Origin of the sequence: Chryseobacterium sp. SNU WT5 (assembly GCF_007362475.1) — a bacterium.
Taxonomy (GTDB): Bacteria; Bacteroidota; Bacteroidia; order Flavobacteriales; family Weeksellaceae; genus Kaistella.
On record NZ_CP041687.1, the window covers coordinates 1,005,743 to 1,020,504 of the forward strand.

The 14,762-nt window shown below is 35.4% G+C and carries 12 protein-coding genes; 10 read left to right on the forward strand and 2 right to left on the reverse strand.

Features of this window, described 5'->3' with window-relative positions; all coding sequences use genetic code 11:
• Positions 1-53: 53 nt before the first annotated feature.
• Entirely contained in the window at positions 54-929 is an 876-nt protein-coding gene (locus FNJ88_RS04820; protein WP_143852092.1) for a DUF4846 domain-containing protein, read from the forward strand.
• Positions 930-1,022: 93 nt separating this feature from the next.
• On the opposite strand, the gene FNJ88_RS04825 is transcribed toward FNJ88_RS04820, so the two are convergent.
• Both FNJ88_RS04825 and clpB read right to left on the reverse strand, forming a co-directional pair.
• Positions 1,023-2,948, reverse strand: a complete 1,926-nt coding sequence (locus tag FNJ88_RS04825) for an ABC-F family ATP-binding cassette domain-containing protein (RefSeq protein ID WP_143852093.1) — start codon at positions 2,946-2,948, stop codon at positions 1,023-1,025.
• A gap of 668 nt (positions 2,949-3,616) precedes the next feature.
• Positions 3,617-6,208 carry an ATP-dependent chaperone ClpB gene (gene clpB / locus FNJ88_RS04830; RefSeq protein WP_143852094.1) on the reverse strand — a complete coding sequence of 864 codons (2,592 nt, stop codon included), beginning with the start codon at positions 6,206-6,208 and terminating at the stop codon, positions 3,617-3,619.
• A 343-nt stretch (positions 6,209-6,551) separates the two neighbouring features.
• Here clpB and FNJ88_RS04835 point away from each other — a divergent pair, with 343 nt between their 5' ends.
• The 9 genes from FNJ88_RS04835 to pyk all read left to right on the forward strand — a co-directional run bounded on the left by FNJ88_RS04835 (position 6,552) and on the right by pyk (position 14,404).
• Positions 6,552-7,640 carry an FAD-binding oxidoreductase gene (locus tag FNJ88_RS04835; RefSeq protein WP_143852095.1) on the forward strand — a complete coding sequence of 363 codons (1,089 nt, stop codon included), beginning with the start codon at positions 6,552-6,554 and terminating at the stop codon, positions 7,638-7,640.
• A 25-nt stretch (positions 7,641-7,665) separates the two neighbouring features.
• Complete coding sequence (locus FNJ88_RS04840) at positions 7,666-7,926, forward strand: hypothetical protein (protein WP_143852096.1); 261 nt, start codon at positions 7,666-7,668, stop codon at positions 7,924-7,926.
• Between the two features lie 39 nt (positions 7,927-7,965).
• Positions 7,966-8,910, forward strand: coding sequence for a 1,2-phenylacetyl-CoA epoxidase subunit PaaA (paaA, locus tag FNJ88_RS04845; protein ID WP_143852097.1), 945 nt, complete (start codon positions 7,966-7,968; stop codon positions 8,908-8,910).
• A 167-nt stretch (positions 8,911-9,077) separates the two neighbouring features.
• On the forward strand, positions 9,078-9,998 hold the full coding sequence (gene hutG / locus FNJ88_RS04850; RefSeq protein ID WP_143852098.1) for a formimidoylglutamase: 921 nt from the start codon (positions 9,078-9,080) through the stop codon (positions 9,996-9,998).
• Between the two features lie 235 nt (positions 9,999-10,233).
• Complete coding sequence (locus tag FNJ88_RS04855) at positions 10,234-10,473, forward strand: acyl carrier protein (protein ID WP_002976354.1); 240 nt, start codon at positions 10,234-10,236, stop codon at positions 10,471-10,473.
• Between the two features lie 24 nt (positions 10,474-10,497).
• Positions 10,498-11,742 carry a beta-ketoacyl-ACP synthase II gene (fabF, locus tag FNJ88_RS04860; RefSeq protein ID WP_143852099.1) on the forward strand — a complete coding sequence of 415 codons (1,245 nt, stop codon included), beginning with the start codon at positions 10,498-10,500 and terminating at the stop codon, positions 11,740-11,742.
• A gap of 14 nt (positions 11,743-11,756) precedes the next feature.
• Positions 11,757-12,521 carry a ribonuclease III gene (gene rnc, locus FNJ88_RS04865; RefSeq protein ID WP_143852100.1) on the forward strand — a complete coding sequence of 255 codons (765 nt, stop codon included), beginning with the start codon at positions 11,757-11,759 and terminating at the stop codon, positions 12,519-12,521.
• Positions 12,496-12,966: an IPExxxVDY family protein gene (locus tag FNJ88_RS04870; RefSeq protein ID WP_143852101.1), complete on the forward strand. Its 471-nt coding sequence runs from the start codon at positions 12,496-12,498 to the stop codon at positions 12,964-12,966. Before rnc ends, FNJ88_RS04870 begins: the two co-directional genes overlap by 26 nt.
• Positions 12,959-14,404, forward strand: coding sequence for a pyruvate kinase (gene pyk / locus FNJ88_RS04875; protein ID WP_143852102.1), 1,446 nt, complete (start codon positions 12,959-12,961; stop codon positions 14,402-14,404). The genes FNJ88_RS04870 and pyk overlap by 8 nt, the downstream gene beginning before the upstream one ends.
• The last annotated feature ends 358 nt before the right edge of the window (positions 14,405-14,762 follow it).

Genomic DNA, 14,762 nt, shown 5'->3' on the forward strand with positions numbered 1-14,762 from the left:
GTCGTAGTTGATGGATGATGATGGCGTGCAGGAAATTTAATTATATTTAGTCCATGAAAAAAGCAGTTTTATTTATATTCTTAATATTATTTTTTAACTGTACAAAAGCACCTGATTCTTCACTAGACAACAATGATAATGAAGGATCTGAAGTTTTAAATACACCATCAGTTATAAAAATTAATGAAGATAAAAATACCATTAAAGAAAGATTTCCAGCGCCGAAAGGTTATTCGTGGACTGAAGAACAGCCCAATTCTTTTGGATATTATCTGGAAAACTTTGATCTGAAAAAATACGGTTCTCCGATTTTGAAATATGATGGAAGTGAAATTGAAACTCAACATCTCCATGAGGCGATTTTTGACATTGATACCGGAACAAAAGATCTACAGCAATGCGCAGATGCATTGATTCGATTAAGAGCCGAGTATTTATTTAAGAATAAAAAGTTCGATGAAATTAAGTTCCATTTTACAAGTGGAGATTTAATGACCTGGAATGATTACAAAAATGGAACCCGCGCTTTTGTCAATGGTAACTCGGTTCAATTTAAAAAGACGGCTGCCTTTGATGATTCTTATGATAACTTTCGGAAATATCTGGACTTGATTTTTAATTACGCAGGAACCATTTCTCTAACTAAAGAAACAAAGCTGGTCTTGAAAAATGAGCAGCTGAAAACAGGCGATTTCCTCATCACACCGGGAAGTCCTGGACATATTGTTTTTATTACAGGTGTTTCGGAAAACAAAAGAGGAGAAAAACTATTTCTGCTTGCGGAAGGTTATACGCCTGCACAATCAATTCATGTATTGAAGAATCCCTTTAATTCAGAAGTTTCACCTTGGTACAGACTAGATGTGAATGCAGCAGAAACGAAAACAGCGAGATATTTCTTTGAGGCAAGTAATTTTCGAAGTTTTTAAATTTCATTCTACAATCTTTAATAAAGAAAACGTGTCAAGGTTTAGAAACTTGACACGGTTAAATGAGTAAATATTTTAAAACGAAACCTTTAGTTATCCTTCCAACTGCGTTCCCAAAAACTCCCATTCCTGCAAAGCTAGATCTAACTCTTCTTTTTTAGAATTGTAAATTTCTAAAGTTTCTGCAGACGGATTTTCAGTGGTAAAAGTCTTTTCCATTTCTTCGATTTTTAATTCGAGTTCGGAAATTCGTTCTTCAACTTTCTTTATTTTATTTTGAACATTTTTTTGATCCTTACTAACGATCACTGGTTTTTTCTCCACCGGTTTTTCAACGACTTTAGTGACAACAGGCTCATTTCGTAATTCCTGTAATTTCGATTTCTCTGCAGAGATCTCGCGGATACTTTCTTTTTGTCTAAACGAAAGATAATCATTAATATCACCAAGAAATTCTTTCATCCGGCCATCGCGGAATTCGAAAATCTTATCGCTCAAACCTTGTAAAAATTCACGGTCGTGAGAAATAACGATCAACGTTCCTTCAAATTTCTGTAGAGCGAGTTTGATAATTTCCTTCGACTGAATATCCAAGTGATTCGTAGGCTCATCCATAATCAATGTATTGAATGGACGAAGCAATAATTTACACAAAGCCAAACGGTTACGCTCCCCTCCGGAAAGTACTTTTGTTTTCTTCGTCACGTCATCACCTTGAAAAAGGAAACTTCCCAATAAATCACGGACTCTTGGTCTTGTTTCTTCAGTAGCAGAATCTTCAGCTTCTTCTAAAACTGTTTTATTGGGTGTTAAAACTTCTTCCTGATTTTGAGCGAAATATCCAATGCTTACATTGTGGCCGAGATTCCATTCACCAGAATAATCGGTAATTTCTCCAGATAAAATTTTAGCTAAAGTTGTTTTTCCTTGTCCATTCTGACCCAGCAAAGCAATTCGTTGGCCACGTTCTATGAAGAAGTCAACCTTATCAAAAATCTGTTTATTACCGTATGCTTTTCCTAAATTTTTAGCTTCAAAAACTACTTTCCCCGGAGTTACAGCGGGTTGAAATCGTATATTAAATTTAGAAACATCATCCGTATCAACTTCAATTCTTTCTAATTTATCCAGTTTCTTTATCAAAGATTGCGCGAAAGAAGATTTGGTTGCAGAAGCGCGGAAACGGTTGATATTATCTTCCATTTGCTTAATTTCTACATCCTGATTTTTCTTGGCTTGAATTTGTTTTTCTTTTCTTTCTGAACTTAATTCTAGATATTTAGTATAATTGGCTTTATAATCGTCAACTTTTTTATTGTTAATGTCAAAGGTTCTGTTACAAACCGAGGTCATAAATTGTTTATCGTGACTTACCAATACAATAGAACCTGGATAATCTTTCAAAAAACTTTCCAGCCAGATGATGGATTCCATATCCAGGTGATTGGTAGGCTCATCGAGTAACATCAAATCATTTTTCTGCAAAAGCAATTTCGCCAGTTCAATTCTCATTCTCCAACCTCCAGAAAACTCATCTGTAATTTTATGAAAATCATCTGCTTTGAAGCCTAATCCTAACAGAATTTTCTCCACATCGCCTTCTAAATTATAAGCATCGTGATTCATTAACAGATCATTGAGTTCCGTCATTCGGTGAATAATATTTTCATATTCTACACTTTCATAATCGGTTCTTGTAACCAGTTGGTGATTCACCTCATCCAGTTCATTCTTCATGGCATTAATCTGTTCAAAAGCCTGCAACGTTTCATCCCACACCGTTCTTCCCTTCACAAAATCCAAATCTTGTTTTAGAAATCCCATGGTCACAACTCCTTCCTGAATAATACTGCCCTCGTAAAAATTAATTTCGCCTGTAAGCATCTTTAATAAAGTAGATTTACCTGCTCCATTTTTCCCAACCAATCCAATTTTATCATCTTTTTTGATGGTGAAATTGACGTTTTGAAAGAGATAATTTCCTGAATGATGAAGACCTAAATTTTGAACCGAAATCATATTGATGAGTGCTAATTGATAAGTGAATTTTCGAGGTGCAAAAGTAGTGAAACTAATTGAATTACAGCACACATTGACACAAACAGTTGGCCTCTATAATCACTGGATAACCAATGTTTTAAAAACGACCTCGTAAGTTATTAAGATAATGAAGGGAATTTGAAGAAGAAATGTATTAAATCATTATTGAACAAAAAATGATGTAGGTTCTATTCAGTTGATGAGAATTTATAAAACCAAGACGACTCCGAAATCTATGATCCAGGGTATATATAAAAATAGAATCCACTGATGAAGGTGGATTCTAAAAACACAAATGATGAAAAAAAATTATTCACTGCTCTTTCGAACATTTGAACACTACAAAGATTGAGTATTTTTTTCAAACGGCAAAATTAATTACCTATTAAATTCACTTTTTATGTTAAATGTCATTAATATTAAAAAATGAACCCGCCGATTACTCAACGGATTCAAAAACACAAATGATGAAAAAAATTTTCATTTACAATCAGCAAAATATATGCTAATTTTTGTTAAAATCAATTAAATCCTGTATATTAAACGTTTAATGTCAGATAATATAAATCTACAACCTGAAACTAATTAAAAATAAACACCTGTTCAGTTAGGCCGAACAGGTGCTTTTACTATTAAAAAATCTAATTTTATTCAGCTTTCCTAAAAACAAGTCCGCTTTCCTCGAAATAATCTAAAGTAATTCTATCACCATCATTTACATTGCCTGCAAGTATTTCTTTAGATAATTTATTCAATACCTCTTGTTGCAGAACTCTTTTTAAAGGCCTTGCACCAAAACTTGGATCATATCCTTTGTTAGTGATGTAAGTAATAGCGTCTTCTGTTGCCGTCATAATAATTCCACGGCGCTCCAACATTTCATTGAATCCACGCAATTGATAATGCACGATCTTGCCAATTTCTTTCTTATTTAATGGTTGGAAAAGAACGGTTTCATCAATTCTGTTTAAAAACTCTGGTCTTAAAGTCTGTTTCAACAAAGTGAAAACTTCTTCTTTCGTTTTGTCCACAATTTCTTCAACATTGTCATCACTAATCTTTTCAAAATTTTCCTGAATGATATGCGATCCTAAATTCGACGTCATAATGATAATTGAATTTTTGAAATTCACAACCCGACCTTTATTATCAGTCAATCTACCATCATCTAAAACTTGCAACAAAGTGTTAAAAACATCGGGATGCGCTTTTTCAATTTCGTCTAAAAGTACAACTGAATAAGGTCTTCTACGAACCGCTTCTGTTAATTGCCCACCCTCATCATAACCGACATATCCCGGAGGCGCACCAACCAATCGCGACACTGAATGCCTTTCCTGGTACTCACTCATGTCAATTCTGGTCATATTATTTTCATCGTCAAACAGATATTCTGCGAGCGCCTTTGCCAGCTCCGTTTTTCCGACACCAGTTGTACCGAGGAATAAGAAACTCCCAATTGGTTTTTTCTCATCACTTAAACCAGCACGATTTCTACGAATTGCATCTGCGACAGAAGTGATTGCCTCTTCCTGACCGACTACTCTTTTATGAAGTTCGTCTTCAAGGTGCAATAATTTTTCTCTTTCAGACTGAATCAATTTAGTCACTGGGATTCCTGTCCATTTTGAAATCACTTCTGAAATATTTTCAGCAGTAACTTCTTCTTTAATTAATTCATTCTGATGGTTTTGCATCTCTAATTCGAGTTTCTGCAAATCACTTTCTTTTTCTTTTATTTTTCCATATTGAATCTCGGCAACTTTCGCATAATCCCCAGCTCTGGAGGCACGCTCAGCTTCTAATTTCAGCGCTTCAATATCTTTTTTTATCGCCGTTAAATCTTCAGATTTTTGTTTTTCCTTCAGCCATTTCGCATTGATCTCATTTCTATCAGCTGAGACTTTTGAAATGTCTTCTTTTAAATGCTGAACCTTGATATCATTTCCTTCTCTTGAAATTGCTGCCAGTTCAATTTCCATCTGCATCAGTTTACGATCCAAAACATCGAGTTCTTCTGGTTTTGAATTGATTTCCATTCTCAACTTAGCGGAAGCTTCATCAATTAAATCGATGGCTTTATCCGGTAAAAACCGATCCGAAATATAGCGTTGAGATTGTTCAACGGCAGCAATAATCGCTTCGTCTTTGATACGAACTTTATGGTGTGCTTCGTATTTATCTTTAATTCCACGCAAAATGGAAATCGCCGATTCTGTATCAGGTTCTTCAACCATCACTTTTTGAAAACGTCTTTCTAAGGCTTTATCTTTTTCAAAATATTTTTGATATTCATTTAAAGTCGTTGCACCAATCGCACGAAGCTCACCTCTTGCCAAAGCGGGTTTCAAAATATTTGCAGCATCCATTGCGCCGTCTCCTCCGCCAGCACCTACCAGAGTATGAATCTCGTCGATGAAGAGAATTATTTGCCCCTCCGATTTAGTAACTTCATTAATCACCGATTTCAGCCGTTCTTCAAATTCTCCTTTGTATTTTGCACCGGCAATCAAAGCACCCATATCTAAGGAGTACAACGTTTTATCCTGCAAGTTTTCAGGAATATCACCGGAAATAATTCGGTGTGCAATTCCTTCTGCTATCGCAGTTTTACCAACGCCGGGTTCACCAATTAAGATTGGGTTGTTTTTAGTTCTTCTGGAAAGAATTTGTAAAACACGACGAATCTCTTCATCTCTTCCAATTACTGGATCGAGTTTTCCTTCCGCAGCGAGTTCATTAAAATTCTTGGCGTACTTATTCAGACTTTGATAAGTTTCCTCAGAACTTGCGGAAGTTGCTTTCGAACCTTTTCGCAATTCTTTGATAGCCATCTCTAAACCACTTTTGGTAATGCCCATATCTTTGAGCATTTTCGAAACATCGGAATTTACATCGAGAAGTGAAAGCCAAAGATGTTCAATGGTCACAAATTCATCATCCATTTTCTTGGCGACATTTGGTGCATCGAGCAAAACTTTATTGGCAGATTGAGAAAGGTAAACATTTCCACCTTCTACTTTCGGTAGTTTTTCAATATTCTCGCGGTTTCTCTCTCGGACTAAAGTTAATTCTGCTTCTGATTTCTTTAATAAAAATTCAGAAATATTTTCATCTATCTGGAAAATACCTTCCAATAAATGTTGTGGTTCTATACTTTGATTGCCAAACTCCATCGCGATCTGTTGCGCTTTCTGAATGGCTTCCTGTGATTTTACGGTATATTGATTTAAGTTCATAATAGTAAGTTTTTAATTATCAGAAACAATAAGAATCCATAATCTTGTACGAATTCCTAATGTCTCTTTACAATCATTTTTTAATTCTTATTTCAGTTACTCAAAAAGCATTCTTTTATTTAAAATTAAACTAAATGAGTCAAAATTTCCGAATTTCACAAAAACTGATAAAAATATTAAGTCAAAATTTCCGATTTTGTAACTTTAAATTAATTCTAGCAGCTGAAATTATAACAGAAATGAATTTTAATTAAAATAGTGAATGAAATAAACAAGCCGTTTTTATACGTTTCAAAAAATAAGTATATTTGTTGAACTCACTTTTTTCGAGATTTAAAATACTATGCATCATTTTCATCAATTAAAAGCAACGAAAGTATCACGGGAAACAAACGATTGCGTCCATATCGCATTTGAAATTCCTGAAAACTTAAAACATGAATTTTCTTTTAAACAAGGACAATACCTAAATGTTAGGTTTGTTTTTGAAGAAGAAGATTTGCGGAGAAGTTATTCTATTATCAATGCGCCGAGCGAAGAAAACTCGGAACTTGAAATTTTAGTAAAACATCTTGACGAAGGAAAAGTTTCTACTTATCTAAATCAACAACTAAAAGAGGGAGACCTTGTGGAAGTAATGGCCCCTTCTGGGCATTTCTATACGCATTATCATGTTTCAAATGAAAAGACGTATATTGGTTTAGCCGCGGGAAGTGGCATTTCACCCGTTTTATCAAACATTAAAGAAGCCCTTTTACAAGAACCAAAAAGTAAAGCCTATTTATTTTTTAGCAATAAAAGTTTCAGCGAGATTATCTTTAAAAAAGAAATTGATCATCTAGTTGAGAAATTTGAAGGAAGATTAAAGGTCATCTTCTTGTTATCAAGAGAAAAGCATTTTGAAGACGAACTTTTCGAAGGGCGTATTTCAGCCGAAAAACTGGATCTTTTGTTCCAAAGATTTACGGATATTCCAGTTCAGGATTCGACTTATTTTATTTGTGGACCTTCGGAAATGATCAAAGGAATTTCTGATTATTTGAAAAAAGAAAAGAAAGTTCCATCGCTGCAAATCATGTATGAATATTATGCTGCGCCGGATGAAGAAGGAAATGCCGAAATGAGTGATGAATTTAAAGCGATTCCTAATTTAGAAAGTATGGTTACTTTAATAATTGATGATGACGAATATTCATTTCACCTTAACTCAAAGAAAAACAGTATTTTAGACCAAGCCTTAGCCGAAAAACTGCCCGTTCCTTTTGCTTGCAAAGGGGGCGTTTGCTGCACTTGCAAAGCACAAGTAATGGAAGGAGAAGTTTTTATGGATAAGAACTTTGCATTAACCGAAGACGAAGTAGAACGCGGATTCGTATTGACTTGTCAGTGCCACCCCACAACAAATGTAGTGATGCTGAATTACGATGTATAATTAATGAATTCTTAAAAATCAGAAAATGGAAACTTGGAAATTTGCCTCTTATATAGAAGAGAACAAAGAATATAAAATTGAAGGAATAAACATCTGGAATCACGACTGGCACTGCGCTGATCGAAAGATTGAAGTTATCGGCCCACGCACAGGAAATCCTTATCTATTTAACCAATACGAAATCCGAACGCCAGAAAAAATCGTAACTTTTGTAGCTGGTGAATTTTCTGATGAGTTGATGGGCCTTTATATGAGAGAAGGAAATGGTTTCCAAAAATCTTCCTAATTCCAAATCAAACATTTATAACCTTAAAATATCATCCTCATGGATCAAGATAAATTTTTAGAATACGTACAGGCCGAGAATAAAGTAGAACCAAAAGATGTGATGCCCGATGATTACAGAAAGTTATTGGTTCGTCAGATATCGCAACACGCACATTCCGAAATTGTAGGAATGCTACCTGAAGGCAACTGGATTTCCCGCGCTCCTACTTTGAGAAGAAAAATGGCACTTTTGGCAAAGATTCAGGATGAAGCTGGACATGGCTTATACCTATATGCAGCAACAGAAACTTTGAACAACGGCGAAATTGCGGCTGACCGCGATTCTACTTATAACGATATGCTTTCCGGAAAAGCAAAATATTCCAGCATCTTTAACTATCCTGCACTATCTTGGGCAGATATTGGAGCAATCGGCTGGCTCGTTGATGGCGCTGCGATTATGAATCAAGTAATGTTGATGGGAAATTCTTACGGTCCTTATTCCAGAGCGATGGTAAGAATTTGTAAGGAAGAATCTTTTCACCAAAGACAAGGTTATGAAATTCTTATGACGCTTTGCCGTGGGACGAAAGAGCAGAAAGATTTAGCTCAAGAAGCATTGAACCGTTTTTGGTGGCCAGCCTTAATGATGTTTGGCCCAAATGATGCCGATTCTCCTAACTCTCAGAAATCAATGAACTATAGAGTGAAGCGTGAGAGTAATGATGATTTGCGTCAAAGATTTGTAGATGTCACCGTTTCGCAAGCAGAATTTCTCGGTTTAAAAGTTCCTGATGAAAATTTAAAATGGAATGAAGAAACTCAACATTATGATTTCGGAGAATTGCCTTGGGGCGAATTTATGGAAGTTCTAAAAGGAAATGGACCGTGCAATAAAAAGCGCTTGGAAACGAAGAGAAAAGCACAACGAGAACATTCTTGGGTGAAAGATGCGGCGATTGCGTTTGCTGCGAACATGAAAGAGGAAGCTGTAAATAATTAAGGAGCTTTCAAGTTTTTTAACCTGGAAAAGACACAAGAGCTTTCGTATAATAATAAGCTATTCAAAAGTTTGCAAAAGAATCACCTAATTAAAGGTTTTGCTTTCCACATTCTTTTGAATAGCTTTTTTTTAACTTATTTATTAGGATCTCGATTAAAATTAGAATTATGATTTGGCAAGGACGTTTCGATGGCGAAGAACCATTATTTCACAGAGTTTTCCAGAGGGTTTCTTTGGAAGAGAATTATAAAGTTATAAAGGAAAATGATTTTGTGCTTCACGGTTTTGCAGTTGATGAAGGTGTAAAAAGAAACAAAGGAAGAATCGGGGCGAAAGATGCTCCAGATGTGATTCGCAAGAATATTTCTAATTTCCCTGTCGTGAATCCAGAATTTAATTTAAAAGACTTTGGAAATATTCATTGTTACGACGACAATTTAGAAAATACTCAGAATGAATTGGCTGAAAAAGTTAAAATCGTTTTACAAAAAGGTGGAAAATCTGTTGTATTCGGCGGTGGACATGAAGTGACTTTCGCCCACTATTCAGGTATCAAAAAAGCATTTCCAACTCAAAAAATTGGTGTTATTAATATTGATGCCCATTTCGACAATCGAGAAATCGACCCAGAAATAGGCGCAAGTTCTGGAACGGGCTTTTGGCAAATCGCACAGGAAGGCGACATTCACTCATTACATATTGGAATTCAAAGAAACTCAAATACTTTAAAATTGTTTGATACTGCACATCAATACGGAATGAAATATATTTTAGCAGACGAACTCTTCTTTGAGAATCTTCCCAACCTTTATCTAAAACTCGACGAGTTCATCAAGAAGTCAGACGTTCTTTATTTAACCATTTGCATGGATGTTTTCAACGCTTCAGTCGCTCCAGGAGTTTCAGCTCTGGCTTATAACGGGATTTTCGCAGATGTAGCTTTTATGCACTTGTTTAAAAATATCCTAAAATCAAAAAAACTTCTCGCTATGGATGCTGCAGAAGTAAATCCAACTTACGATGGCAATGAGATCACTGCCAGATTAGCCGCTTCTTTAATAAATGAATGGTTTATGCATACGGTTTAGGTCACAAAAAAGATGATTTCAATAATAAATTGAGTTAATCATAAAATAATATCAAGAAAAAATTTACGAAACAATTTTTAGAGTACATTAGCACTGTGCTACTTAAAAAAATAAACGCTTATAAAGATGAATAAAACACTTCTTTATATTTGAAAAAGCATTAAAAAAAGTTCTAATGACAAAGAATTTTATATCTTTGCATCAACTAACAATAATTTAATTAAAACAACTTACTATGTCAGACATTGCATCAAGAGTAAAAGCGATTATCGCGGACAAACTCGACGTTGAAGAAACAGAAGTAACTCCAGAAGCTAGCTTCACTAACGATTTAGGAGCTGATTCTTTGGATACTGTAGAATTAATCATGGAATTCGAAAAAGAATTTAACATTCAAATTCCGGATGATCAAGCAGAAAAGATCACTACGGTAGGACACGCTATTGCTTATATTGAAGAAGTAGTGAACAAATAATATTCTATCAAGAAAGAAAAATTTATGGAATTAAAAAGAGTAGTTGTAACTGGTTTCGGCGCTATTACGCCTGTTGGAAAAAACGCCAAAGATTTCTGGGAAAGCCTTGTGAAAGGTGAGAGCGGAGCTGCTCCAATTACTCTTTTTGATGCCACAAAATTCAAAACCAATTTTGCGTGCGAAGTGAAAGACTTCGATCCATTTGCTCATTTCGATAAGAAGGAAGCGAAGAAAATGGACCGTAATACACAGTTAGGTCTTGTCGCTGCCCGAGAAGCCGTGGAACATTCACGTATTATCGAAGACGGTGTTGACAAAAACCGTGTGGGCGTAATTTGGGGTTCTGGAATTGGAGGATTAGAAACCTTTGAAAAAGAAGTTTTAGGTTGGGCGAATACAGAAATTCCACGATTCAATCCATTCTTTATACCAAAGATGATCGTTGATATCACACCAGGACATATTTCTATAGAATACGGCTTTCATGGTCCAAACTACGCTACTGTTTCTGCCTGTGCCTCTTCCGCTAATGCAATTATTGATTCCAAAATGCTGATCCAATTAGGAAAAGCTGACGTAATTGTTTGTGGAGGTTCTGAAGCAGCAGTTACCGCAAGTGGTGTAGGAGGATTTAATGCTATGATGGCACTTTCCACTCGGAATGATGATCCAACCACTGCCTCAAGACCATTTGACAAAGACAGAGATGGCTTTGTTTTGGGAGAAGGAGCAGGAACGATTATTTTGGAAGAATATGAGCATGCCATCAAACGAGGCGCTACTATTTATGCTGAACTAAAGGGTGGCGGAATGAGTTCCGATGCCTATCATATGACAGCACCTCATCCGGAAGGATTAGGAGCTTATCTTGTAATGAAAAACTGTTTAGAAGATGCTGGCATTACTGCCGATGAAGTAGATCACATCAATATGCATGGAACTTCTACTCCATTGGGAGATATCGCGGAATCTAATGCAATTTCTAGATTACTTGGTGAACACGCATTTGACATTCAGATCAATTCCACAAAATCAATGACCGGTCACTTATTGGGTGCCGCTGGAGTTGTTGAAGCAATTGCCGCAATTCATACTATTATTCACAATATCGTTCCACCAACCATCAATCACTTTACGGATGATGAAAGAATTGATAGCAGACTTAACTTTACCTTTGGTACTGCAGTGAAAAAAGAGGTGAACGTAGCAATGAGTAATACATTTGGTTTCGGTGGACACAATGCCTGTGTACTCTTTACTAAAATTTAAGACCGATATACTTTATGGAGTTACAGAAATACATTTCTAAATTCCTAACCAAGAGAAAAAAAAAACTTTCTGAGAAAGACTATATTCTTTGTAATGAAATAGCCAAAATCATTGGTTGTAACATTCAGAATATCAATCTTTATCGAGAAGCGTTTTCTCTAAAAAGTTCCTCAAAAAATCAAAAAAAATCAAACTACGAACGCTTAGAATTTCTAGGTGATTCTGTATTGGGAACCATTATTTCCTGTCATCTTTTTTCAACTTATCCAAATGCTAATGAAGGTTATCTCACGCAGATGAAATCCAAAATAGTGAATCGGAAAAATTTGAATAAACTAGGGAGTGAACTTGCTTTACCCGATTTGCTACAGAATGAATCTACTACACCACTGAGTGACAATATTGCAGGGAATCTACTTGAAGCACTTGTAGGTGCAATATTTTTAGATTTTGGTTACGATGCTTGTAAGAGTATAGTTTTATCACGATTACTAACCGCCTCTGAAATAAATAAATTAGAAAATAAAATTGTCAGTTATAAAGGTTTACTTTTGGAATGGAGTCAGAAGAAAAAAGTTAAGATTAGGTATGAGACTTCTGAAGAAATCCATGTACATAAAAATTTAGTGTTCAGAACATGTGTTTGGTTGGATCATGATAACGTATCTAATGCGACAGACACTTCTAAAAAGAAAGCCGAAGAGAAAGCTGCCCAACGCGCTTTTTATATATTAAATAAAAAACAGTGCATCCTTGAAAACCCAAAAGATCACACTTGATATTGATGAAGACGAAGAAATCACCCTAGGATTAATTCGATTGGTAAAGAAAGTTCCGCACCATGAGCTTTTCTTTCATCTCAATGTGCTCAATCCCTTCACTTTCAAAAGGATCGCTGACTTACATTTTCAAGGTAATTACTACGATTATTATTATCCAAGGTATGAGGCGTTTCATCACGACTCACAGATCTGCATTCATATTATAGCAAATAAATCCAGCCATAGCCTTCAGAAGAAAACTTCTGTTGAACTTTTTCAGGCAGAGCAAGATATCAATTATTTACTCGATGATTTTCAAGATGTCGAATACTTAATCCAAACCTCTGAGCCGTTTGGCGATTTTTCTGTAATTTTGCTCCCTGAAAATCTGATGTTTCAGATCCAAGATTTTCAATTAAGTCCTCAAGAGAGACTTTATCAACTTATACAATACTATGAATAAATATTTAAAAAAAACTAAAATTATCGCAACCCTAGGACCAGCATGTTCTGACAAAGAAACAATGCTACAATTGGTACAGGCAGGTGTTGATGTTTTTAGAATAAATTTCTCCCACGCAGATTACGATATCGTAAAATGGAATGTGGATACCATTCGGGAAATCAACAAAGAATTTGGTTACTCTGTTGGAATCTTAGGTGATCTACAAGGTCCGAAACTAAGAGTTGGAGTGGTGAAAGAAGGTTCTTATTTAAATCCCGGTGATGTTTTAACTTTTACTAATGAAAAAATAGAAGGAGATTCTAAAAGGGTTTACATGACGTATCAGAAATTTCCGCAAGATGTAAAAGTTGGAGAAAGGATTTTGATCGATGACGGAAAACTGGTTTTAGAAGTTACCGAAACCAATAATCAAGATACCGTAAAAGCAAAAACCATCCAAGGTGGACCATTAAGTTCTAAGAAAGGGGTGAATCTTCCAAATACAAATGTTTCTTTACCAGCTTTAACAGAAAAAGACGTAGAAGATGCGAATTTCATTTTAGATTTAGAATTGGATTGGATCGCATTATCTTTTGTTAGACATGCTCAGGATATTATTGATTTAAAAGAAATCATTAAAAATCACCCCACAAATAAGCAGAAAACCCCAATCATCGCTAAGATCGAAAAGCCAGAGGGGGTAAAAAATATTGAACAAATTTTACAGGAGTGCGATGGCCTAATGGTTGCGCGTGGTGATTTGGGAGTAGAAGTTCCTATGGAGGAAGTTCCTGCCATTCAGAAAAATCTGGTTGAAATTGCCCGTAAATTTTCTAAACCTGTGATTATTGCAACGCAGATGATGGAGACGATGATCAACAGCTTAACTCCAACTAGAGCGGAAGTGAATGATGTGGCTAACTCCGTATTAGATGGTGCCGATGCAGTGATGCTTTCTGGCGAAACTTCCGTTGGAAAATACCCAGTTGACGTCGTAAAAAACATGGCAAAGATTGTAAAAAACATCGAACAAACTCATTTTTACAGAACTAAAAACTCACCCATAGAGCACGAATTTGACTGTATTGATGAACGTTTTATAACAAACAGAATTTGTCTGGCCGCGGTAAGAATTGCTAAAACAACAAATGTTGAGGCCATCATTACCCTAACCTATTCTGGATATACTGCTTTTCAGATTTCTGCACACCGACCAAATTCAAATATTATCGTATTCAGTTCAAACAAGCGTGTTATTACCATGCTGAATTTACTCTGGGGAGTTCGTGCATTTCATTATGATATGCAGAAATCAACCGACGAAACTATTATTCAGGTGAATATGTTAGCGCACACTCATGGATATGTACAGCAAGGCGATTTTGTATTGAACCTTAATGCTACGCCCGCCTATGAAGACGGTAAAACAAATACTTTAAGATTAACTACTATTTAAATCTTTTAAAAAAATTAAAATGCGTTCCAGTGGGAGCGCATTTTTTTTGGATACTATTTTAAAAACGAATAGACATAAGTGTTCTTCTTAGAACCTTTATTGACAGAAAAAAGTTAATGAGTCTTATTCTATTACCTATCAACAGGAATGACTAAAAAACCGCACAAATTAATTGTACGGTTTACTAGTATAAATACAAATAGTATTTTATTGATAAATTTTTAGAAAGTATAAGAAAGACGTCCTTTTAAAGTACCTTTTGTTCCAAGAATTGTTTTAAAAAATACTCCAAACTTTTACCATCACTGATTCCAATTGGAGACCCACCCAATAAAATATAGCCAAAGGGGAGAATACT